This window comes from Hymenobacter plasmatis (genome assembly GCF_020711255.1).
GTDB lineage: Bacteria > Bacteroidota > Bacteroidia > Cytophagales > Hymenobacteraceae > Hymenobacter.
This window is the reverse complement of the sequence record NZ_JAJFAW010000011.1, coordinates 52,005-74,567: the sequence shown is the minus strand read 5'-3', so window position 1 is coordinate 74,567 and position 22,563 is coordinate 52,005. Positions and strand designations below refer to the sequence as shown.

21 protein-coding genes are annotated in these 22,563 nt (G+C 62.8%); 6 read left to right on the top strand and 15 right to left on the bottom strand.

Annotation, left to right across the window (positions count from 1 at the left end; genetic code table 11):
• Positions 1 to 8: 8 nt before the first annotated feature.
• Both LJ738_RS09965 and LJ738_RS09960 read right to left on the bottom strand, forming a co-directional pair.
• On the bottom strand, positions 9 to 2,453 hold the full coding sequence (locus LJ738_RS09965) for a penicillin acylase family protein (RefSeq protein WP_227786174.1): 2,445 nt from the start codon (positions 2,451 to 2,453) through the stop codon (positions 9 to 11).
• A 168-nt stretch (positions 2,454 to 2,621) separates the two neighbouring features.
• Positions 2,622 to 3,431, bottom strand: coding sequence for a septal ring lytic transglycosylase RlpA family protein (locus LJ738_RS09960; protein ID WP_227786173.1), 810 nt, complete (start codon positions 3,429 to 3,431; stop codon positions 2,622 to 2,624).
• A 406-nt stretch (positions 3,432 to 3,837) separates the two neighbouring features.
• Between LJ738_RS09960 and LJ738_RS09955 the strand changes: the two genes are divergently transcribed.
• On the top strand, positions 3,838 to 4,758 hold the full coding sequence (locus tag LJ738_RS09955) for a DUF72 domain-containing protein (protein ID WP_227786172.1): 921 nt from the start codon (positions 3,838 to 3,840) through the stop codon (positions 4,756 to 4,758).
• A gap of 16 nt (positions 4,759 to 4,774) precedes the next feature.
• Here LJ738_RS09955 and LJ738_RS09950 read toward each other — a convergent pair whose 3' ends face one another.
• From LJ738_RS09950 to LJ738_RS09935, 4 genes are all read right to left on the bottom strand, one after another.
• Positions 4,775 to 5,365, bottom strand: coding sequence for an arylesterase (locus LJ738_RS09950; RefSeq protein WP_227786171.1), 591 nt, complete (start codon positions 5,363 to 5,365; stop codon positions 4,775 to 4,777).
• A 61-nt stretch (positions 5,366 to 5,426) separates the two neighbouring features.
• On the bottom strand, positions 5,427 to 5,729 hold the full coding sequence (locus LJ738_RS09945) for a DUF4286 family protein (protein ID WP_227786170.1): 303 nt from the start codon (positions 5,727 to 5,729) through the stop codon (positions 5,427 to 5,429).
• A 98-nt stretch (positions 5,730 to 5,827) separates the two neighbouring features.
• Complete coding sequence (locus tag LJ738_RS09940) at positions 5,828 to 6,274, bottom strand: DUF6526 family protein (RefSeq protein WP_227786169.1); 447 nt, start codon at positions 6,272 to 6,274, stop codon at positions 5,828 to 5,830.
• A gap of 171 nt (positions 6,275 to 6,445) precedes the next feature.
• Positions 6,446 to 6,871, bottom strand: a complete 426-nt coding sequence (locus tag LJ738_RS09935) for a hypothetical protein (RefSeq protein ID WP_227786168.1) — start codon at positions 6,869 to 6,871, stop codon at positions 6,446 to 6,448.
• A 138-nt stretch (positions 6,872 to 7,009) separates the two neighbouring features.
• Between LJ738_RS09935 and LJ738_RS09930 the strand changes: the two genes are divergently transcribed.
• A complete protein-coding gene (locus LJ738_RS09930) occupies positions 7,010 to 7,471 on the top strand; it encodes a GNAT family N-acetyltransferase (protein WP_227786167.1) in 462 nt (153 codons plus the stop codon).
• Between the two features lie 24 nt (positions 7,472 to 7,495).
• On the opposite strand, the gene LJ738_RS09925 is transcribed toward LJ738_RS09930, so the two are convergent.
• From LJ738_RS09925 to LJ738_RS09895, 7 genes are all read right to left on the bottom strand, one after another.
• The gene (locus LJ738_RS09925; protein ID WP_227786166.1) at positions 7,496 to 8,734 is read right to left on the bottom strand and encodes an MFS transporter; all 1,239 of its coding nucleotides are present in this window, start codon (positions 8,732 to 8,734) and stop codon (positions 7,496 to 7,498) included.
• A 46-nt stretch (positions 8,735 to 8,780) separates the two neighbouring features.
• Positions 8,781 to 9,755 (bottom strand): cation diffusion facilitator family transporter, encoded by a 975-nt coding sequence (locus LJ738_RS09920; protein WP_227786165.1) that lies wholly within the window; start codon positions 9,753 to 9,755, stop codon positions 8,781 to 8,783.
• An 81-nt stretch (positions 9,756 to 9,836) separates the two neighbouring features.
• Entirely contained in the window at positions 9,837 to 10,535 is a 699-nt protein-coding gene (locus LJ738_RS09915; RefSeq protein ID WP_262907641.1) for a ClpP family protease, read from the bottom strand.
• Between the two features lie 99 nt (positions 10,536 to 10,634).
• Positions 10,635 to 10,940: a hypothetical protein gene (locus tag LJ738_RS09910; protein ID WP_227786164.1), complete on the bottom strand. Its 306-nt coding sequence runs from the start codon at positions 10,938 to 10,940 to the stop codon at positions 10,635 to 10,637.
• 3 nt (positions 10,941 to 10,943) lie between these two features.
• On the bottom strand, positions 10,944 to 11,540 hold the full coding sequence (locus tag LJ738_RS09905) for an RNA polymerase sigma factor (RefSeq protein ID WP_227786163.1): 597 nt from the start codon (positions 11,538 to 11,540) through the stop codon (positions 10,944 to 10,946).
• Positions 11,541 to 11,648: 108 nt separating this feature from the next.
• The gene (locus LJ738_RS09900) at positions 11,649 to 14,132 is read right to left on the bottom strand and encodes a TonB-dependent receptor (RefSeq protein ID WP_227786162.1); all 2,484 of its coding nucleotides are present in this window, start codon (positions 14,130 to 14,132) and stop codon (positions 11,649 to 11,651) included.
• Positions 14,133 to 14,233: 101 nt separating this feature from the next.
• Positions 14,234 to 14,581, bottom strand: a complete 348-nt coding sequence (locus LJ738_RS09895) for a hypothetical protein (protein ID WP_227786161.1) — start codon at positions 14,579 to 14,581, stop codon at positions 14,234 to 14,236.
• Positions 14,582 to 14,720: 139 nt separating this feature from the next.
• On the opposite strand from LJ738_RS09895, the gene LJ738_RS09890 reads away from it, so the two are divergent.
• The 3 genes from LJ738_RS09890 (at position 14,721) to LJ738_RS09880 (ending at position 18,957) form a co-directional block, all read left to right on the top strand.
• Positions 14,721 to 15,230, top strand: a complete 510-nt coding sequence (locus LJ738_RS09890; RefSeq protein ID WP_227786160.1) for a hypothetical protein — start codon at positions 14,721 to 14,723, stop codon at positions 15,228 to 15,230.
• Positions 15,231 to 15,366: 136 nt separating this feature from the next.
• The gene (gene htpG, locus LJ738_RS09885; RefSeq protein ID WP_227786159.1) at positions 15,367 to 17,190 is read left to right on the top strand and encodes a molecular chaperone HtpG; all 1,824 of its coding nucleotides are present in this window, start codon (positions 15,367 to 15,369) and stop codon (positions 17,188 to 17,190) included.
• Between the two features lie 168 nt (positions 17,191 to 17,358).
• A complete protein-coding gene (locus LJ738_RS09880; RefSeq protein ID WP_227786158.1) occupies positions 17,359 to 18,957 on the top strand; it encodes a carboxylesterase/lipase family protein in 1,599 nt (532 codons plus the stop codon).
• Positions 18,958 to 18,973: 16 nt separating this feature from the next.
• On the opposite strand, the gene LJ738_RS09875 is transcribed toward LJ738_RS09880, so the two are convergent.
• On the bottom strand, positions 18,974 to 19,888 hold the full coding sequence (locus LJ738_RS09875) for a class I SAM-dependent methyltransferase (RefSeq protein WP_227786157.1): 915 nt from the start codon (positions 19,886 to 19,888) through the stop codon (positions 18,974 to 18,976).
• Between the two features lie 113 nt (positions 19,889 to 20,001).
• Between LJ738_RS09875 and LJ738_RS09870 the strand changes: the two genes are divergently transcribed.
• Positions 20,002 to 20,979 (top strand): YpdA family putative bacillithiol disulfide reductase, encoded by a 978-nt coding sequence (locus LJ738_RS09870; RefSeq protein ID WP_227786156.1) that lies wholly within the window; start codon positions 20,002 to 20,004, stop codon positions 20,977 to 20,979.
• Between the two features lie 107 nt (positions 20,980 to 21,086).
• On the opposite strand, the gene LJ738_RS09865 is transcribed toward LJ738_RS09870, so the two are convergent.
• A complete protein-coding gene (locus LJ738_RS09865; RefSeq protein WP_227786155.1) occupies positions 21,087 to 22,538 on the bottom strand; it encodes an SGNH/GDSL hydrolase family protein in 1,452 nt (483 codons plus the stop codon).
• Between the last annotated feature and the right edge of the window lie 25 nt (positions 22,539 to 22,563).

Here is a 22,563-nt window from a genome sequence, read left to right as displayed (position 1 = left end):
AATCCCGGCTATTTGCCTTGCAGTGTCCAGGCCGTGGGCACCCGCGGGTGCTGCTCCTGGGCCGAGCGCAGAAACACCAGCTCGTCGAGCTGGCCCACGCGCCACGTTTCCAGCAGGTTGTTATAGTAAGGCGAGCCGGGGTTGCCGCTTTGGCCGCCGGGGTACACGCCGTAAGCCCGCACCTGCGGGCCCAGCGCCACCACCATGCGCCAGGAGGGGCCGTTGCGCTCGGAGGTGGCATTCACGATGCCGGCGCCTCCGCCGCAGTCCACGTCCATCTGCCCGAAGCCCGGGAGCTGCAGCAGGTGCAGCACATCGGTGCTTTTCTGGTTGGCCCAGCGCCATTTGGGGCCCAGGGGGCCAAACTTGCGGGTGAGCGAATCGGTGGCGAAGCGCAGGCTTCGCAGGGCCAGCTGGGGCAGGGTTTCGTGGGTGGCGGTGCGGCGGTCGTCTATCCACGGCGAGTTGGGCTCGTTTAGAATCAAGTTGTTGGTGCGGTCGCGGGCCGGGTAGCGCATTTCCAGGCCGGTGGCCTTGGGTCCGAAGTCATCATCCCAGAGGCGCTTCACCAGGTCGGTGTACCAGAGGTTGAATACGCTGGGGCCAATGGCATCGGCGGTGTACTGGTAAGGCCAGCGGCGCATTTCGGCCAGCACCTTGCCCTCGGGGGAATCGACAGGTGGGCTGGTGCCCGCATTGGTTACCAAGGCCAGCATTCGGGGCAGCATGAGCTGGGCGTTGAGGTCCAGCACATCATTTTGCAGCTGGCGCAGGCTGTCGGGCGTGACCTGGCGCATGGCGGCGAGGCGCTGGTTGATGCGGTGGCCGCGCTCGTAGTTGGCGAAGGTCCAGTTCAGGTAATACGGGTAGTCGGGGCCGGCCGAAAACTGGTTGGCCGAGCTCACGAAGCCGCGGGCCGGGTTCTTCACGTGCGGGTTCTGGGCCTGCGGAATCCAGCCCTGCCAGTCGTAGGCAGGGTTGGTGCCGTCGAGAATGAACTTGCCCTGGTCGTGCCACTTCAGCGGGTAGCGGCCGTTGGGCCAGATGGCAATGTCCTTCTCGTTGTCGGCGAAGATAAAATTCTGAGCCGGCGAGCCCCAGGAGGCGAGGGCGGCGGTGTAGTCGGCGTAGCTGCGGGCGCGGTTGAGCCGGTACAAGGTCATTATCTCGTCGGCACCGTCGTGGGCGGTCCAGCGCATGGCGTGGCCGATGGGCGTCTGGGGCAGGAAAGGCTTCTCGGGCTTGTCGTACACCACGGGGCCGTGGTGGGTGTAGAGCACGGTATCGAGCCGGTCGGGCCGGCCGCGCACCTTGATGCGCTCCACCACCCGGCGCACGGGCTTCAAGCGGCCGTCGTGCCAATACTCGCGGCGGGTGGCGTCCCTGAACTTGAGCTGGTAGAAGTCGAGCACGTCGGCGGCCACATTGGTCACGCCCCAGGCTGCGTTCTCGTTGAAGCCGATGATGACCATGGGCGCCCCGGGAATGGTGACGCCGTACACGTTCACACCCGGCGCGTTGAGCTGAATCTGGTACCAGATGCTGGGCAAATTGAGCTGCAGGTGCGGGTCGTTGGCCAGCAGCGGGTAACCCGAGGCCGACTTGGCCCCACTCACCGCGAAGTTGTTGGAGCCCAGCTCGGCATCGGGCTCAGTGCGCAGCGGGTTGGCCGCGTAGGCCGCCTCAAACGACCGGGGTACGGGGGGCGCGGCCAGGGGTTTGAAGTCCAGCGGCGTGCCCACCGGCACGATGGGGTCTTCGCGGGTGGGATAGTCCGGAAACAGGTCTTTGGTGACGGCCGGGCCGTACTTGCGCAGGATGTTGCTCATGCGCAGGTCGTCGGTGCGGCCGCTCAGGTCCCAGGCCATGAACTTGAGCAGCAGCGCGCATTTCAGCGGCTGCCAGGGCTCGGGGCGGTAGTCGAGTAGCTTGTACTCGAAGGGCAAGGTGGCGGGCGTTAGCTGGCCAATGTAGGCATTCACCCCAGCCGAATACGACTCCAGCACGGTGCGCGTGGTGGGGTTGGCCATCATCACTTTCAGGGAGTTGGCGGCGCCGAAGGGCAGGCCCATGCGCCGGAAAAACCGGTCGGTTTCCAGCCGGGCGGGGCCCACGATTTCGGCCAGGCGGCCGGCGGCTACGTGCGTCTGGAACTCCATCTGCCAGAGCCGGTCGCGGGCCGTGAGGTAGCCCTGGGCAAAGTACAGGTCGTGGTCGTTCTGGGCAAACACGTGCGGCACCCGGCGGTCGTCGTAGCGCACCGTCACGGGCTGCTGCAGCCCGGCCAACGCCAGGGTTTGCTGGGCCGGGAAGTCGTGCGCGGCCTCCCCGTTTTGCCAGAAGCCGCGGTAGGGGCTCAGCAGCTTGCCAAACGGCGGAATGTCCCCTTGTTTTGAATTCAGCGTCCACACCAAAGTGAGGCCGACGGCCAGGGCCAACAGGGCTTTAATCATTATAGTTGACCGTTGATAGTTTTTCGTTGTCAGGCCTCCGCGCAAAAGCAAAGGCCAAATAACGTCAACGACGTCAATTGGCCTTCAAGGAAACCATTGCTATCAATGGAGAGGCTGTTTAATCAGGACGCAGCCTAATAACAAACAACTAAAAACGAGCCACTACACTCACCGCAGGGCCACCTCGCGCACGAGCCCGCCAATGCCCCATACCATGAGCTGCTGGCGCACGGCTTCGGCCTCGGGGCGTTCGCCGAAGTTGCCCACGAGCACGCGGCTGCGCTGGCGGCCGTCGAGCAAGTACTGCGACACTTCCACTTTCACCTCCGGCAACAGTGACTTGATGCGGGCCTGCACGCTGCGGGCATTAGCCACGTCGGTGAAGGAGCCGGCCTGAATGAGGAAGCCGGCGGGGCAGTTAACCGATTCGGTGGTGGTGATTACCTCGGTCTTGGTCACCGTCGAGGCCGCAATCAGCGACGCCGGGGTTTCGGTGGCGGCGGGGTCGGCAGCCGTGGGCACCGAGTAGGTGGTGAAGGCCGCGTCGGGGTTGGGGTCGGCGGCGTACAGCGCGGCCAGGTTGTCGGGGGTGCTGGCCGGGCCCAGGGGCGTATCGGCGGCTACTACTTCGGCCACTACCGTGGCGGCGCCGCATTCGGTGATGCCCAGGGGGCGGGCCGCAATTTCCGAAAGGTCCAGAATCCGCTCGTGGCGGAACGGGCCGCGGTCGCTCACGCGTACCACCACAGCTTTGCCGTTTTTCACGTTCGTAACGCGCAAGCGGGTGCCGAAAGGCAGGGTTTTGTGTGCGCAGGTGTACTTGAACCGGTTGTACCGCTCGCCGCTGGTGGTCCGTTTGCCCTGAAAATAACTGCCGTACCAGGAAGCCCGGCCCCGCAACACGGTAGTGGCGGCAGTGCTCGGGGCAGACGCTGATTTGGTGGTGCCAGTGGTGGCGTGCGCCGGAGCGCTCAACAAAGTCAGCAGGAAGAAAAGAAAGCTGGAGAGGACAGGTAATCTCGAGGGACGGAATAAAATCATGCGTTTTGCAGATGGTGAGCAAAACAAACATAGGCCTACCGCCGGCCCAATGCTAAAAATCTACTGCCATCTGCTAACGCGCTTAGGCTAAAAATTGTCCTTTATCCAGAAAACTTGCATTTAATTAATTCAAGAAGCTTCTGAAAAAGTAGCCGTGAGGCGCCGCAAACTATATTTTGCGGTTTGGACCCAAAGTCATTGTGCGGGTGCAAAAATTAGATTATATGGCCCGTATAAAATTCGGGCATTGGCTCCCCAACTACCTCCGAAGCAGGGTTGCAGAAGTCGGGCATTTTTCGTAAGCAAGGTAGAGCTCGCCCCGCTGGGGCCCTACCTTTGCCCCATGGATTTCGGCCGCCTGCCCGACCTGCGCTACGTTGATTTTCGGCTGCCGCCCGACCACCCCGAAACGGCCCGGGTGCTGGCCCGGGCCCGCCCGGCCCAGCCCTCGCCGGCCGGCCTGCACGTGGGCTGCCCCATCTGGACCAACAAGGAGTGGCTGGGCACGTACTTCCCAGCCGGCATCAAAGAGCCCGACTACCTGCACTACTACGCGCAGCAGTTCAATAGCATTGAGCTGAATACCACGCACTACCGCATTCCCGATGCGGGCACCGTGCGGCGTTGGCGCGAGGCCGTGGGGCCGGGTTTCAAGTTCTGCCCCAAGCTGCCGCGCAGCATCAGCCACGAGCGGGAGCTGTTTCAGGCCGACGACCTGGTGGTGCCCATGGCGCGGGCCTTCGAAAGCCTGGAGGACAACCTGGGCTGGGCGTTTCTGCAGCTGCCGCCGCATTTCGGCCCCGAGCACCTGCCGCGCCTCGAACGGTTTCTGCTCGACTTTCCGGAGACGGTGCCGTTGGCCGTGGAGCTGCGCCACCCCCGCTGGTTTGCCGACAAGGGCCTAGCCGATGCCGTGTTTGCCACCTTCGAAGCCCTTAACAAGACACTGGTGATAACTGACGTGGCCGGCCGGCGCGACGTGCTGGCCATGCGCCTGACCACGCCGGTGGCCTTCATCCGCTTCAACGGCCACGGCTTACACAGCACCGACTACCAGCGCGCCGATGCCTGGGCCGACCGCCTGGCCGCCTGGGTGGCCCAGGGCGTACACGACATCTACTTCTTTATCCACCAGAAAGACGTGCGGCACGCGCCAATACTAGCCACGTACTTTCTGGAGAAAATGCGCGCGCTCACCGGCATCGCCGTGCCCCCGCCGTTCATCATTCCGCAGCCGGTACAGGGAAATCTGTTCGACTTCTAGCACTGGGCTAGTTGGGCTAAAAGCTGACCGTGACGCCGAGCAGGGGCGCCAGCACCTGCCACACGTTCTCGGCCAGGATTTTCTGGCCCGCCGCGTTGGGGTGCACGCCGTCGGCGAGGTTTAGGTCGTGGCGGCCCAGCACACCCTGTAGTAGAAACGGCACGAAGGGGAGGCTGTTTTTCTCGGCCAGGGTCCGGAACAGGGCTTTGAACTCGGTGGCGTAGTGGGCCAGACGGTGGCCGCCCAGCGGGCCTAGGTCGAACGGGAATTCGAGCCCGGCCAGCACCAGCTGCGCCTCGGGGTAGTGCAGCTTCACGGCGTCGATGATGAACTGGAGGTTGTGAGTGGTTTCGCGCACCGGAATGCCCCGGATGCCGTCGTTGGCCCCCAGGGCCAGTACAAACACATCGACCGGGTGCCGGGCCAGCACCGCCGCCAGGCGCTGCCGCCCGCCGGCACTGGTATCGCCGCTCACGCCGTAGTTGTAAGCTCTATAAGGAAGCGGGTGCTCGTCGAGTCGCCGCTGAATAAGGGCGGGAAAGCTGGCGGCAGCCGGCAGGCCGTGGCCTGCCGTCAGGCTGTCGCCGAAGAAAATAATGTTTTTCATAGGGTGCTTTTTCAACAGCACCAAGGCCGTTTTCGTGCCCCGCCGGGGCGGCAGAGCCAGCTTATTCTACCACCTCCAGCACCGTGCGGAAAGAAACATACTGGCCCGCGAAGTGGGCTTCCATGTCGGCGCGCAGGGCGGGGGCGCACAGGCGCTGGTATTCCTCCAGCTGCTCCACGCTGAGGCAGTAGTATTGGGCGGCATAGGTGATGCCGTCATCTTCTTCGTTGAGCAGGCGGCAGAGCTGGCTTTTCAGGAAAAAGCCGGTTTCCATCACCTCGGGCATGTGGGTGGTGCGCATGTAGTCCAGCCACTTGTCGGCCACGGCCGGCTCTATGCTGCTGGTAACGTTGTAGAGAATCATAAAAAGAGAAGCTGAGTGCGAAGGTGACGGGGTAAATGAGGCGCCGGAAAAGAAAGAATGACGGTTCACGCCCTCGTTCCTTGGCTCAATTCTCCTGGTCAGACGCGCATGGAATCAAACTGGAAATTGGTAATACGGCCCTGAATGGCTTTTGGCGAAAGTCGTTCGGCTACGGCGGCCTGGGCCAGGGGGGCCAGCTCGGCGTCGCCGGCCAGGCGGAGGCTCAGGATTTGGCTGACGCTGAGCTGCTCTTCGAGGGGAGCGAAGCGCTGACCGCTCAGCTCAAAATAGCGTTGGCGCACTTCGAGGCGGCAGATTCGGTCCTGCAGCTGTAGCGCGTAGTGTTGGCGCAGCATCAAGAGCACGCCCAGGCCAATGACCGCCAGCGCCGCCACGCTAAACCAGAGCCGGGCTATCTGGTCATCGTCGCCCGCTACTTTGGTATAGCGCAGCACGGTGTAGCCAGCCAGGAGTAGGGCCAGGGGCAGCAGCACGAAATGGTGCCACGGGTAGTACATGGGAGTGTTTTTGGTGGGCGCCGACATGAAGGGAGTAATGAGGAAGAAGAACGAAGGTAGAGGGGGGCGCTAAGTTGAGCCGAAAGCACGACGGCTTTTACGGGCCAGAGTAATGAGGCCTAATTGCTTGGCGTTTTTCAAGGGGCAACAAAAAAGCCCCGGCCTTGGCCGGAGCTTTCAGTTGGGAGCATCCCGGAATTACTTGTTCGCGCCCATTTCCTTGGCGCGGCGCTTTTCGGCTTTGGCCTGGTCGCGGGCCGCCCGCTCTTGCTTTTTGGCGGCGTCGGCGGTGTGGCGCTGCTCCTTGAGCTGGGCCTTCTGGGCCTTTTGCTGGTCGTGCTGCTCGCGGAGCTGCTTTTTTAGGTCTTTCTCGTTGTTGGCCTGCTCTTTCAGCCGGTTTTTGCTTTCGCGCACCGACTGGTCAGAGGCGTTGGATTGCTGCTTCTGCGTTTCGTAAGCGGCTTTGGCTTCGTCGGCGCGCTGCTTCTGCTGCTCGGGGGTGAGCGGCACGGCGGTGGGGTCAGTAGTGGTCGTGGGGGTGGGGCTCGGCGTGGTTTGGGCCGAAGCAGCGGTGGCGGTGAACAAGGCGACCAAGAGGGCGCCGCTGAGGATGAGGGTTTTCATGATGGGATTTAAAAATCAATCAACTAAGGATTACCTCCTCAAACGGGGCCGGGGACCGGAAGTTGGCCGGGGGTAAGTCTGCGGCCGGCAGCAGGTCGTATTTTGCTTGCTCATCCGCTCCTTATTCCACTGTGCTTTATGGCCGAGGTCCGCATTCGCCCCGCTACGCTCAACGACCTGGAAACCCTGCTGCGCTTTGAGCAAGGGGTTGTCGAGGCCGAAAGACCGTTTGACCCCACGCTCCGCGAAGAAACTATCCACTATTATCAGCTGCCGGAGCTGATTGCCAGCTCCCAGGCGCTGGTGCTGGTAGCCGAAGTAGAGCAGCAGGTGGTGGGCTCCGGCTACGCCCGGATACTAGCGGCCAAGCCGTACTTAAAACACGAACAGTACGCCTACCTGGGCTTCATGTACGTAGCGCCGGCCTACCGCGGGCAAGGCCTAAACGGCCTTATTCTACAGCACCTTACGCAGTGGGCGGCCGCGCAGGGGCTAACCGAAATGCGCCTCGAAGTATACGCCCACAACCAGCCCGCGGTGCGGGCTTATGAGAAGGCCGGCTTTGCGGCGCATATGCTCGAAATGCGCCGGGCTATCTAAGAAAGTCCCTGGAAACCAGGGGGACTACTCCTCCACGTAGTCCAGGTCTTTGCCGTAGCTCTCGGGCAGGGTGCTCACGGCCCAGAAGGCCACCAGCAGCGACACGCCGCCCAGCACCGCCGCGCCCGGGATGAAGCCCAGCGCCCCGCTCAGGTACTTAAACGCCGGCACCAGCAGCACCACCGAGCCGCGGGCAAAGTTGGGCGCCGTGGTGGCCACCGTGGCCCGCAGGTTGGTGCCAAACTGCTCGGCGGCCACCGTTACAAACAGCGCCCAAAAGCCCACCGATACGCCCAGCACAAAGCACACGGCGTAAAACATGGTGGGGGTAGCGCCCTTTATCCCAAACAGGTAAACGGCCACCAGCGCCACGCAAAAGCCTAGGAACACTTTCAACGCCTTGTTGCGGCTGTGCCACAGCTGGCTGAGCGCCCCGCTGATAAAGTCGCCGAACACCAGCCCGAAGTAGCACCAGAACACCGCCAGTCCGGCCGTGACCTCGCCGGTGAGGCCGAGCACCCGCCCAAACTCCGGCGCCAGCGTGATGAGAATGCCGATAACAAACCACAGCGGCACCCCAATCAGAAGCACCCGCAGGTACTTGCCCAGGCGCTCGGGGTGGGTGAATAAACTCAGGAAGTTGCCGCGCACCACCTCGGTCTGGGCCTGCACCTGCTGAAACATGCCCGACTCGAACACGCTCACGCGCAGCACCAGCAGCGCCAGGCCCAGCCCGCCGCCCACGAAGTAGGCATTGCGCCAGCCCAACTGCTCGCCCACCCAGTAGCCCAGCATGGCGCCGCTCACGCCCACGGTGGCCACTATCATGGTGCCGTAGCCGCGCTTTTCCTTGGGCAGGCTCTCGCTCACCAGGGTGATGCCTGCGCCTAGCTCGCCGGCCAGCCCCACGCCGGCAATAAGCCGCAGCCAGGCGTACTGGTCGATGCTCGTAACGAAGCCGTTGGCGATGTTGGCTAGGGAATAAAGCAGAATGGAGCCAAACAGCACCGACAGCCGCCCGCGCTTATCGCCCAGGATGCCCCACAAAATGCCCCCGAGCAGCATGCCGCCCATCTGCATGTTGATGAGGAACAGGCCTTGGTTGGTGACCTGGGTTTTGTCGATGATGCCCAGCTCGTTAAGGCTTTTGACCCGCACGATGCTGAACAATATTAGGTCGTAGATATCAACGAAGTAGCCCAGCGCCGCCACAATGACAGCGGCCGTGAAGACGGTGGTTTTGGTGGATTGAGTGGCTTGCATGGCGAAATGTAGCACCAACTTTTGCCTCCACCGTTATCTGTGCTTCTCAGTGGCTGGCCGCGGCCGCGGCGGCTTCCACCGGGTGGTCGGAAGTCGAGCAGCCGCTGGCGCAGCCGCCGGGCGTGGGGCCGTCTTCTACCTGCACGGTGCTGTGGTGGATGTGGAACTCGGTTTCCAGCCCCTTGGCCAAGCGGGCCAGCCAAGCGGCATCGGCGCCGCCGGGGCGCACGAGGTGGGCCGTGAGGGCGGTGTCGTGGTCGCCGCTGCTCAGGCTCCAGATGTGCAGGTCGTGTACGCTCAGCACGTCGGGTTGCTGGAGCAAGAAGCTGCGCACGGCCGCCAGGTCAATGCCTTCGGGCACGGCCTGCAGGCCCAGGCGCACGGTGTCGCGCAGCAGCCCCCAGGAACTCACCGCAATCATGGCCAGGATGCCGAAGCTGATGATGGGGTCCAGCCAGGTCCAGCCGGTCCACATCACCAGCCCACCGCCCAGCACCACGCCCGCGCTCACCAGCGCATCGGTGAGCATGTGCAGGTAGGCACCGCGCACGTTCACGTCGCTCTTCTGCCCGTGGCGAAACAGCCAGGCCGTGAAGCCGTTGATGACGATGCCCAGGCCCGCCAGCAGCATCACCGTCTGGCCATTCACGGGAGCGGGGTGGCGCAGGTGGTCAATGGTTTCCCACAGTATAAAGCCCAGCGCTGCGTACAGCAGCGCCGCGTTCAGCAGCGCCGCCTGAATGGTGGCACCCTTGTAGCCGTACGTGAACCGGGTCGACGACCGGCGCCCGCCCAGCCAGGCCGCGCCCCATGCCAGCGCCAAACTCAGCACGTCGCTCAGGTTGTGGCCGGCATCGGCGAGCAGCGCGGCCGAGTGGGCCGCGAGTCCGCCAATGGTTTCGGCGATAACAAAGGCGATGTTGAGGGCAATGCCGGTGGCAAAGGCCGCGCTGAAGGCCCCGCCGGGGGGCGGCGCGGCGTGCACGTGTCCGGCGTGGCCGTGCGAATGGTCGTGGGGCATGGAATAAAGCAAAGGCTTGTGCGAATAACGTAAAGGCCGCGCATTGGGTGCAATCGACGCCGTCCAGTGCCCGCCAAAGCCTTAGTTCGGCGGGCGCATCAGCACTTCGTCAATCAAGCCGTATTCCCGGGCTTCGTCGGCGCGCATCCAGTAGTCGCGGTCCGAGTCGTCGTGGATCTGCTGGTAGGTCTTGCCGGTGCGCTCGGCGTAGATGCCGTACAGCTCCTGGCGCAGCTTCACCACTTCGCGGGCCGTGATTTCAATGTCGGCCGACGGTCCTTGCACCCCGCCCGAGGGCTGGTGAATCATCACGCGGGCGTGCGGCAGGGCCGAGCGCTTGCCCAGCGCGCCACCGGCCAGCAGGAAGGCGCCCATCGACGCGGCGAGGCCCGTGCAAATGGTAGCCACGTCGGGGCGCACGTATTGCATGGTGTCGTACATGCCCAGGCCGGCATACACCGAGCCGCCGGGCGAGTTGATGTAGAGCAGAATGTCTTTCGTGGTGTCGGCCGACTCCAGAAACAGCAGCTGGGCGTTGATGATGTTGGCGATGTTGTCGTCGACGGCCTGCCCCAGGAACACAATCCGGTCCATGATAAGGCGCGAAAACACGTCGATTTCGGCGAAGCGCGTGGGGCGCTCCTCAATTACTGAGCGGGTCATGTTGTGCACGTAGGGCCGGGCCAGGCCTTCGAGGTGCGTGAAGTACTGGTCCACGCCCAGGCCGTTTAGTCCCTGGCCGTGCACGGCGAACTTGCGAAACTCTTGTTTATTCAGCATCGGAGTAACGTGGGTTGAGGTGGTGGAGAATCGTCGGGCAGGGCAAGCCCAATAGTGCTCGGGAAGCACCGGGCAAGCAGCCCCGTAAAGGCAATAAAATCAGCTCGTCAGATGGCTGGCCGGCACCCACCACGCCCGAACCCAGGCGAGAAAGTGGCGTCCCCACGCACGCCAGGAGCGCGGCCGCTGGTGGTGCAGCTGGGCATGAATGGCGGCCAGCTCGCGCCGCAGCTGGCGGCGCCCGGCCCGACGCAGCCCCTGGTAAAGGCGCTGCTGGGCTGCCGCATCGGCTTCCAGGTCGGCATCCAGGAGCCGGCGCAGGTTCCACTCGGCCGGCGGGAGGGCCTCCGGGGTGTTCAGCAGCTGTTGCTCAATCAGAAACAAGCGTTCGAGCTCGGGGCGCATGGCTTAAAAAGTAATGGTTTCCGACGATGCCACGGCCCGCACGGCTTGGCGTAGCCGCTCCAGGCACTTAAACTTCTGCACCGTGGCCGAGCGCACCGAGCGGTACTGGTGGGCCGCCGCAATCTGCTCCAGGGGCTGTCCGAAGTAGTAGAAGGACAGCAAAATGCTCTTGCATTTTTCGCCCAGGCGCTCCACGTAATCGAGCACCCCCGCGGCGGTTTCTGCCGTGGCGTCGGGCGCATCGGCCACAAGTTGGGCTGTTTCCGCCTCCAGGGGCGCCAGGGGGTGCCGGGCCCGGCGCCGCAGCTCGTGGTGCCACAGGTTGCGGCTGATGCCCACCAAGTAGGTACTGGCCGAGGCCCGCAGCTCCAGCGTGCCGCCCACGGCCTGTTCGTAGAGGAGCAGCAGGGCGTCGTGGAAAACGTCCTGCGCGTCCTGCGCCGAGCCGCTGTGGCGCTGCACGTGCCGCCGCACCAGCGGAAAGGCCCGCCGGTACAGCTGGGTCAGAGCACGCTCGCGGTTGGCTAGCAGCTCCTGCCGCAGGGTGGCGGCGGGAGTGGCCGGGGGCGGAAGGAAGGAGGTTGTCATTGGAGTGGACATGGTATCAATTAATCCATTTTTGACCCAACTATCACCTCATGGATACGAAAAAAAAGCCGCCCGCTCTCCAAATCGAAAGCGGACGGCTTTTTTCATGACAAAACCAAACTACTTAAACGCCAGGGGCACCACCAGCCGCACGCTCACGTTGCGGCCCTGGTTGAACACGCCGCGGCGGCCGTTGGCGTAGTTGTAGTCGGCGTACTTGAGCCGGCTCAGGTGGCTCTGGTAGCCCACGTCGAAGAGATTGTTGGCCGTGATAAACAAGGAGAACAAGGTTTTGCCCTGCGCATTGGCCAGGTCAGTTCCCAGGCCGGCGTTAATGAGGGTGTAGCCGGGCGTGGCCGTTTCGGTATCGAACGCCGAGAAGAAGCGGTTTTGGGCGAAGGTGTGCTCCAGCTGCACCCGGGCGTAGGGGTTCGTGATGCGCTTGCCCTGGCGGCGGAAGTTGGCCCGCAGCTCCGACTGCAGCCGGTCGGCGGGGATAAACGGCAGGTACCGCTCGCTCTCGGGGCGGTTTAGCTGTTCGGCCCGCACCATGGAAAAGGAGTTTTCAAAGTGCAGCCAGTCGAGCGGGTGGGGGTGGAAGTCGAGGCTGACCTCGCCGCCGTAGAGGCGGGCGCGGCCCTGCTCGTAGCGGTACACGCCGTCGCCGTTGTTCAGCGAGTCGGCCCCGGCGGCGGTGAGCAGGCGGCGCGTGAAAATGTAGTTGTCGATGCTGTTTTCGAACGCATCGACGCTGAAGCGTACGTGGTCGGTCACGTAGCTCAGGCCGGCGTCGACCTGCAGGCTGGTTTCGGCCTGCAGCCGGTCGTTGCCGACTTCGTAGCGGATGGTGCCCTCGTGCTTGCCATTCGAGCCCAGCTCGGCAATGTTGGGCGCCCGGAAGCCGCGCGAGAGGTTGCCTTTTGCCGTCAGCCGCTCGTTTACGCTATAGGCCGCGCCCAGGCTGCCGCTGTAGTTGCTGAAGGTGCTCACAAAGCCTAGGAACTTGGTCTGGGCGCCGTAAGTACTGCCGGAAGTGGGCCGCTCGTTGGCATCCAGGTACAGCGCATCGGCCGTGATGCGGCGCACGTCGTAGCGCAGGCCCCCGCTGATGTCGAGCGCGCCGATGGTCTTTTTGGCCACGGCAAAGGCCCCGCCCTCGTTGGTGCGGTAGGCCGGAATCAGGAATTCCAGCCCCAGGTTGCGGTTTTGCTGGTGCAGGCCGCTGGTGCCCACAGTCAGGTGCCAGCCGTTTAGCTCGGGCAGGAAGTAGCGCAGCGAATAATCCACGGTGCGCAGCTGGAAGTAGAGCGAGGTTTCGGCCGGGTCGTATACGTTGCCGAATTCGCGCCGCAGGTTCTGCTGGTAGCTTACTTGCAGCGTGAGCCGGCCGCCTTTGTCGCCCATGATGATGTTGTTGTCGAGGCCGACGCGCAGGTGGTTGACCTGCTGCCGGGGCACGGCCAGGCCGTAGCCGTGCAGGTCGGCGTCGGTCACGGGCACGGCGGTGGTGCTGTCGGCGCCGGCCCGGTCGTGGCCGGCGGGCACGTCCTTCACGAAGCGGCCGTTCGCATTGCGGGTGCCTTCGGTGAGCCCCAGCCGCTGGTTGAAGGTGCTGAAGGTGAGGTGCGAATAGCCCCACACCTTATTCAGGCCCACGTAGCCGTTGGCGTCGTTTTCGCCGAAGCCGGAGTTGTACACCCGGCCATCGTAGCGGTTGCGGTAGTCGCCGGCCACCTTGTGGGTGCCGCGCACCAGCCAGTTGAAGCCGTTGAGGTTGCCGGCGTTCTGGAAGGAGTAGCCCTGCTGGTGGTTGTTGGCCTGGTAGTTGGCCGTGGCCACGCCCGTGATGCGGCCTTCCTCCACCGGGTCGGGCGCCACGAAGTTGATGACGCCGGCCATGGCATCGGAGCCGTAGAGCAGCGAGCCCGGCCCCTTGATAATCTCGGCCCGCTCGATGCTGAACTCGTCAATCTCCACGCCGTGCTCGTCGCCCCACTGCTGGCCTTCTTGCTTGGCGCCGTTGTTCAGGGTGATGACGCGGTTGTAGCCCAACCCGCGCACCACGGGCTTGCTGATGGCCGCGCCGGTGGTAATCTGGCTCACGCCGGGCGTGTGGGCTATGGCGTCGACGATGTTGCCAGCCGACGTCTGGTTGAGCCGGGTGCGGTCGACCACGGACGTGGGCACCGGCGAGCGGCGCAGCTCCGTGGCCTGCGACACCCCCGTCACCACCACCTGCCCGATTTCGGTAGCGGCCACCACCAGCTTCACTTCCAGCGGCTGGCCGCTGCCGGTGTCTACGGTCTGGGTCACGGTGTTGTAGCCCAACGAGCGAATCTGAACCGTAAAGCGCCCCCGGGGCAGGTTGTTAAAGCTGAAGCTGCCGTCGGCTCCGGTGGCGGTGCCTTGCTTGAGGTCTTCGAAAATAACGTTGGCGCCGGGCAGCCCCTCGCCGGAAGCCGCGTCGACGACGCGGCCCGTAAACGGCGGGGCCGCGGTGCGCCCGCGCGCCGCAGTTGCTGGCGGAATTTGCTGGGCTGCCAGCAGCAGCGGAGATACCGCCAATGCCACAAATAAGGGAAAGCGAGTGAAAGAAGGAAGCATGTGAAAAAAGCCAGACCCGCGCCAGCCGCCAGCTCGTGCCAGGGCACGGCCGCGGCCGCGGTAAGGGGATTATCAATTAGAAAGACTGTACGGTGCCGGTGCTAGGCGCGGCTAGGTGGCCCGCGCAGGGCCGACGACCGAAGCAGCCGCCCGGCTACCACGCGCACGGCCCCGGCCGCGCCCACCGCGGCATAGCGCGGCGCTACCCGCGGCCGGGGAAACGGAAGCGGCAGCGCGGGCTGGAAGGCGGCATTATAAAACTGCTCCACCTCGCAATGCTGGTGCTTGGCACCGACCAAGGCCTTGCCCTTGTGCTCGAAAACCGATGTTTGGGCCGGTTCTGCGGTGTGGGCGTGCGGGTGCAGCGCCAGAATCCACGCCTCGGGCAGCAGCGTCCGCGTGAGGCAGAGCAGCAGCAACAGGGCGATATGGGAACGCAGGGCGTGCATAGTGCAAAGATGGGCGGAAACCCGGAAGCTTGGAGGCTAAGCTATTGCACTTTTATCATTCGGCCCTAGCCATGCGGATGAGCTTTTACGTATCCAGCTCATTATATTTGTATCATCCGGCCTAGCCCGGCTTTTTTTTGTGATAAATAACACTATTACCGACCTTTCTCTGCAGCACGACGAAGCCTTGGGCCTGTTGCGCGTAGAATGGGCCTCGGGCGAAGACATTCGAACGTTCCGCAAGAGCGCGGAGCAATTGCTGGAGCTGGCCCGCCGGCTGGAAGTGCGGCTCATCCTGCTGGACATGAACAGCTTCCCCGACATCTCGGTGTACGACCAGGTGTGGCTGGGGATAAACTGGATGCCGGGGCTGGTGAAGCTGCCGCTCGAGCGCATGGTGCTGGCCATCAACCGCCGCCGGGTGCACAACCAATTGGCCATCGACTCGCTCATTGCCATGTCGCGCCCGTTTATCAAGTTCGACATTCAGTATTTCCTGACGGCTACTCCCGGCTTGCATTGGCTCAGCGACTTCTCGGACCGGCTCCCGGCCCTGCTCGCCGAATGGCATGCCGTGTACGGCCCCGAGATTCCCGACACGTCCCATCTGATGTCGGAGCCCGAAGCGTTGTACCTGCCCGGCTTGTAGAGCTGCAGCCCCGCCCGCTGTCAATCTGACAGCACTCTCTCCCTTGGAACGCCCTTTGAAAGCCGCTCGGACTGCGGCCCGCGGCTCTGTGCCCGGCCATTCCGTCTGCAATCAACCGTTTCCCTATCTCCTTACCATGCAAGAAACCGGCTCCATCTCCATCCACACCGAGAACATCTTCCCCATCATCAAGAAGTTCTTGTATTCCGACCACGAAATCTTCCTGCGGGAACTGGTCAGCAACGCCGTCGACGCCACCCAAAAGCTGAAGAGCCTGGCTCAACTCGGCGAATACAAGGGCGACCTGGGCGAGCTGAAGGTGCGCGTGACAGTAGACAAAGAGGCCCGCAAAATTACGATTTCCGACCACGGCCTGGGCATGACGGCCGAGGAAATCAAGAAGTACATCAACCAGATTGCCTTCTCCGGGGCCACCGAGTTTGTGGAGAAGTATAAGGACAAGGACGCCGCTACCAAAGACCAGATTATCGGTCAGTTTGGCCTAGGCTTCTACTCGGCCTTCATGGTGGCCGACAACGTGGAAATCTTCTCGAAGAGCTACAAGGAGGGCACCGAAGCCGCGCACTGGATTTGCGACGGCAGCACGTCGTTCACGCTGGAAACCACTGACAAAGCCGAGCGCGGCACCGACGTGGTGCTGCACGTAGCCGAGGACTCGGACGAGTTTCTGGAGCCGGCCCGCCTGCGTACCATCCTCACCAAGTACTGCAAGTTCCTGCCCATTCCGATTGAGTTCGAGGGCGAGGTCATCAACCAGACCACGCCCATCTGGACCAAGCAGCCCTCGGAGCTGACCGACGAGGACTACAAGAAGTTCTACCAGGAACTGTACCCGATGAGCCTGGACGAGCCCCTGTTCTGGATTCACCTGAACGTGGACTACCCATTCAACCTGACCGGCATTCTGTACTTCCCCAAGGTGAAGGACGAACTGCAGTTCCAGCGCAACAAGATTCAGCTCTACTCACGCCAGGTATTCATCACCGACGAGGTAAAGGACGTGGTGCCCGAGTTCCTGATGCTGCTGCACGGCGTGATTGACTCGCCCGACATCCCGCTGAACGTGTCGCGCAGCTTCCTGCAGGCCGACGCCGCGGTGCGCAAAATCAACACCTACATCACTAAGAAAGTCGCCGACAAGCTCAACGACCTGTTCAAGAAGGACCGCGCCGGCTACGAGGAAAAGTGGAACGACATCGGCCTGTTTGTGAAGTACGGCATGCTCTCCGATGAGAAGTTCTACGAGAAGGCCAAGGACTTCGTATTGCTCAAGAATGTGGACGGCAAGTTGTTTACACTGAATGAGTACATCGAGCATATTCAGGCCAACCAGCAGGACAAGGACGGCAACACCGTGGTGCTCTACACCAACGACGCCGAGCACCAGCACAGCTTCGTGGCCGCGGCCCAGGAGCGGGGCTACGACGTGCTCAACTTCGACCAGGTGCTCGACCCGCACTTCGTGGGCCAGCTCGAGCAAAAGCTGGAGAAAACCAGCTTTAAGCGCGTGGATGCCGACACCGTAAGCAAGCTCATCGAGAAGGACCACACCACCGAAAGCGTGCTGAGCGAAGACGACCAGAAGAAGCTGGAAGAGACCTTCAAAACGGCCATCGCCAACGACACCATGCACGTGAAAGTGGCGGCCCTCTCGCCCCAGGACGCCCCGGTTATCATCACCCAAAACGAGTTTATGCGCCGCATGAAAGACATGCAGCGCACCGGCGGCGGGGGCGGTATGCAGATGTTTGGCGCCTTCCCCGATTCCTACGACGTGACCGTGAACGCCAACCACCCCGTAGCCCAGAAAGTGCTGGCCACCGACGGCAACGGCGAGAAGCTGGCCAAGCAAGCCTTCGACCTCGCGCTGCTGGCCCAGGGCATGCTGAAAGGCGAGGCCCTGACGGCCTTCGTGAAGCGCAGCACCGAGTTGCTCTAAGCCTCGGCTAAACCGCTGCAAAAAGTCCCGTCGCCTGGTTGGCGGCGGGGCTTTTTCCATATTAGTAGATTGCTGTGTAGTTTGCCCGCCTAAGTCAATTCATTGATAGTCATTGTTCCTTCCAAACTATTGGTCATGAAATTCCTTCTCTCCATCTTAGTCTTAAGTATGTTGGCATCAGCCAACACAATGGCACAATTCGCAAGGGGAGAATCGGCTGAGCCGATGGGCATCGTAGAGGTGGCGGGTGGTAAATTATCGGCTGAAGTCATATCGGGGGGCATTCGCGCATTCAAGGGAGTTCCTTACGCGGCGCCGCCGGTAGGCGAGTTGCGTTGGCGGGCTCCGCAACCCGCTTATTCTTGGAAACACGTGCGGCCGGCCACGCGGTTTGGGCCCCGCGCCATGCAGCTGCCCATTTTCGGCGACATGAATTTCCGCTCCAAAGGCGTGAGCGAAGACTGCCTGTACCTGAACGTGTGGACTCCCGCCAAAACGGCCCAGGAGCGCCGGCCGGTGCTGGTGTATTTCTACGGCGGGGGCTTCGTGGCCGGCGACGGCTCGGAGCCGCGCTACGACGGCGAAAGCATGGCCCGCCAGGGCATTGTGGCCGTCACGGTCAACTACCGGCTGGGCGTGTTCGGCTTCCTGGCCCATCCCGAGCTCACGAAAGAATCGCCGAACCACGCGTCCGGCAACTACGGCCTGCTCGACCAAGCGGCGGCGCTGCAATGGGTGCGCGCCAACATCGCGGCGTTTGGCGGTGACCCCAAGCACATCACCATCGCCGGCGAGTCGGCCGGCTCCTACTCAGTCAGCGCCCAGATGGCTTCGCCGCTGGCGAAAGACCTGCTGGTGGGCGCCATCGGCGAAAGCGGCTCGCTGCTGGGGCTGCAGCCGATGCCCTCGCTGGCCCAGGCTGAACAAACCGGGGTAGCCTTCGCCGCTACGGTGGGAACTGCCTCGCTGGCTGCGTTGCGGGCGCTGCCGGCTCAGCAGCTGCTGGAGGCCACGGGTAAGCCGGGCGCCCCGCGCTTCTCCGCCATCGTCGACGGCTATTTTCTGCCTCGCTCCCCGGCTGAGATATACGCCGCTGGCCAGCAGGCCCGGGTGCCGCTGCTGGTGGGCTGGAACTCCCAGGAAATGAGTGCGCCGTTCCTGTTGGGAGAAGCACCGCCCACGGCCCAAAACTTCCGCAACGCCGTGCAAAAGCTCTACGGCGACCGCGCTGCGGAAATCCTGAAGCTCTACCCGGCCAACACCGACGTCGAGGCCGAGCAATCAGCCACTGACCTGGCCAGCGACCGGTTCATCGCCTACAGCACCTGGAAGTGGGCCGACCAGCATTTGCAAACCAGCGGGCAGCCCGTGTACCGCTACCTCTACGCCCGCCCGCGGCCGGCCATGACGCCCGCCATGGGCAACGCCACTTCCGGCCTGGCCGGCGGCATCACCAAGGGCAATGCGGCCGCCCCCGTGGCGCCGCCGGCCCGTGGGGCCGTGCATTCGGCCGAGATAGAGTACGCGCTGGGTAACCTAGACAGCAACAAGGTATTTGCCTGGACGCCCGAAGATTATCAGGTGTCGAAAACCATGCAGGCGTACTTCGCCAACTTCATCAAAACCGGCAACCCCAACGGACCCGGCCTGCTCGCGTGGCCGCCTGCCCGCGCTGCCACCGGTGGCCCGGTGCTGCGCCTGGACGTGAAACCGCAAGTGGAGCCGGACCAAACTCGGGCGCGCTACTTGCTGTTGGAGCCGAAGTAAGCCGGCAGCCGACCGCCTACTTCACGTTCTTGGCCACCACAAACATCCGGTCGCCAAACCGGCCGGTTAGCTTGTTGAGGTAGTACGTGGGGTACTGGCCGGCCAGCTTGCTTACTTTCTCCACCACGCTGCCGCCCAGGCGGATGTGCTTCGGGGGCTTCACCGGGTTCAGCAGCTCCACCACCTCAAAGCCTTGCTTCTTGAGCATTTTGGTGATGGTGGCCGGGGTAAACTCGAATAGGTGATAGGGCGGGATGTCCATCTTGCGCTCCTTGCCCAGCACGCCGTAGGCGGCGAAGCCCAGGCGCACGGTGGGCAGGTTGAGCGTGGCCGGCAGGGCCAACACCAGCAGCCCACCCGGCTCCAGAATGTGGTGGAACTTGGCCAGCGTGGCGCTGGGCGAGAGCAGGTGCTCGAGCACGTCGCCCATGTAGGCGAGGTCAAACTGGTTTTCGTGGAAGTCCTCGGTGGTTTCGATGTTGCCGGTCACCACGGGCAGGTTGAGCTCGCGGCGGGCAAAGTCGGCGGCGTGCTCGGAGATTTCCAGGCCGTGCGCTTCCCAGCCCAATTTCTCCAAGCTTTTGAGGGTGTAGCCGGGCCCGCAGCCCACATCCAAGTAGCGGAACTTGCGGCCAGGGTACTTGGCCAGCATGTAGTTGGTGAACTTGTCGGGCCGAACCTGGTTTAGAGCGTTCTGCTTCTGGCCCTCTTCGATGAAAACGACGTCTTGCTGCGTGCGGTCGTAGTTGGGCCGCTCCGTGAAATAATCCTTGCCGTACAGCCGCTCCAGCTGCGCGGGTGTGGGCTGAGGGTCCAGAAACATCAGGTCGCAACTGCGACACTGGGTGCCTTGTAGCTTTTGGCCTTCAAATTCGTAGTAAAAGGGCAGCTTCTTAAAATCGGTGCCGCCGCACAAGTCACAGGTACGCATGGCGCAAAGGTAGGGGTGGGGCTTGTCCCCGCCCGGGCGTTTGTGCCAGTTGCACCGTTAATCAACGCTTATCGTTCAACGACGGGCGGGGACAAGCCCCGCCCCTACATCATATGCTCGACGTTCTCATTATTGGTGCCGGCCCCGTGGGCCTGGCCTGCGCCCTCGAAACCCAGCGCCGCGGCCTGCGCACGGCCGTGGTAGAAAAAGGCGCCCTCGTCAATTCCCTGGTGGGATACCCCACCAACATGGAGTTTTTCTCCACGCCCGAGCTCCTCGAAATCGGCGGGTACCCTTTCCCTACCAGCCACTACAAGCCCCTGCGCGAAGACGCCCTCGACTACTACCACCGCGTGGCCGCCGCCGAGAAACTGGAGCTGCGCCTGTACGAGAAAGTGTTGGCCCTGAAAGGCGAGCAAGGCAACTTCACCGTCGAAACCGACAAAGGCGAAATCCGCACCCGCAACGTCATCGTGGCCACCGGCTTCTACGACCTGCCCAACCGGCTCAACGTGCCCGGCGAAGACCTTCCACACGTCAGCCATTACTACAAGGAGCCCTACCAGCACGTCACCCAGCACGTGGTGGTGGTCGGGGCTAAAAACTCTTCGGCCAAAGCCGCCCTGCAGCTCACCCGCGCCGGCGCTAAGGTCACGCTCATTGTGCGCGGCCCCGCCGTGAGCGACTCCGTGAAGTACTGGATTCGCCCGGACCTCGTCAACCGCATCGCCGAAGGCCGCATCACGGCGCACTTCAACACCACCATCACCGCCATCCGGCCCGATGCGGTGGAAGTCCTCACGCCCGACGGCCCGCTCACCATTGCCACCGATTTCGTGTACGCCCTCACCGGCTACCATCCCGACGAAGCCCTGCTCGGCCGCCTCGGCATCGAGCCCAACCCCGACGACGAGGCCTGCGCCCCGCTCTTTGACCCGGCCACCCACCAGACCACCCGGCCGGGCCTGTTTGTGGCCGGTACCGTGTGCGGGGGCCGTGCCACTAGCCGCTGGTTTATTGAGAACGGACGCCACCACGCGCAGCTTATCGCGGCGCACCTGGCCGCTCAAGTGCCAGCTCAACTTGCGTAGGCCGACTGACGCTAGCTCAATTTTTGCTGCTCGCAAGGCCCCAAAACAAAAGCGCCTTCCCCAGCTAGGGAAGGCGCTTTTGTTAAATAAACCCGTTGTGCGTTAGCTTACTGGGGGAATACCACGCCGCGGAAGCTGTTAGGATTCACACCCTGGAAGGTGCTGCCGTACTTGGCGTTGATAACTTTCAGCATTTCGTTTGCAATAACGGCGTAGCCGCGTGGCGTGGGGTGCACGCCGTCCAGGCCGAACAGATTGCCCGATAGGTAGCCGGCCGTATTGTTCACGGCGTTGGTGGCGTAGCCACTCACGGCAACTGACCTGAAGAAGGTATTAGCATCGAACACGGCCAGGCCCCGGTTGGTGGCTGCCGTAGTTAAGGCAGTGTTGAAGGCGGTAGTAGCCGTTAGCACTTGACCTTGCTCCACATCGTCGAGGATAAAGGCGCTTGGAATAGGATTGGCGGCCGTTGTACCAAAAGCCTGGAGGGTGTCAATACCAAACGAAGCTAGATAAGGCCCAAGCGCAGCCTTTGGCTGGTTTGCCTGAGCCAGTAGATAGCGCCATGGAGCGCCAGTAGGACGGTTAAACAGGCCCAAAAAAGGCGAAGAAGTGAGGGTAAACAACTGACGGCCGTTGCCGGCGGCATCGCGAATATCTATTGTAGCAATCTGCTTGCGATTGCCCGAGGTAACACCACCAGCCGCAGCGCCGGTCAAAGCGACGAGGCCAGCCGCATTGTTGGCCGTAAGCGTGGCCTTAAAGGTGGGGCCCACGGTGGTAAAGAATGGAATGTTCGCCACGTCCGGAATGGTCGATACCATGCCCTTTGCGCCTCCAGCTATCAGCGCGTCCAGTATCAGGCCGGTGTTGGTGGTAAAGGTGGCAGTGGGTGTAATGGAGCTGGCGGCACCCCCGGCCGTGGCGTAGCCCAGCACGTCGTTGCTGCCCAGCCACTCGGTGAAGAACGTAGGATTAATCGATGCCACCGTAGCCTTCACGCGGTCTAGGTAAGTTTGGCTGCTACCAGCTGGGGTGATTCGTTCGAAGTTGGCGTTGAAGTTTGCCGCGTTAGACGTGCTGCTAAAGTTGCCAAAATCCGGAATTGTGATGCTCGACATGCGAATGCCGTCCACGCCCAGGTTGTTGATGGGGTCAAGATACTTGGTGTAGAGTGGAATTTGGGGGGTGCCGCCCCGCACTCCCAGGTTCGTCGTTACAGGAGCCGTGACGGGTAAGCCCGCCGCCGTGAAACCGGTCAGGCGCAGGTAACCCGAGCCGTTGGCCTGGGCTTCGCTGTAGAGAGGCTGCACAAAATCGCCGCCGCCCGCCAGGCGGAACTGACCGGCCAGGATGTTGGGGTACGAATTGAGCTGGCCTTCGCGGTACAGGCCGCCGTCGGTAACGCCGATGGTAAGCGAGTTGCCAACGGAAATGTAGCGCGCAAAATTGGCCGTACCTGCTGACACCGAAGGGGCCTCAATATCGGGCTGGCAACCCGCCAGTCCCAAGCCCAACAAGCCAAGTACGGGTGCCGAACGTTTGATAAACAATTTCATATAAGCAAAGACTTAGGTCGAGTGG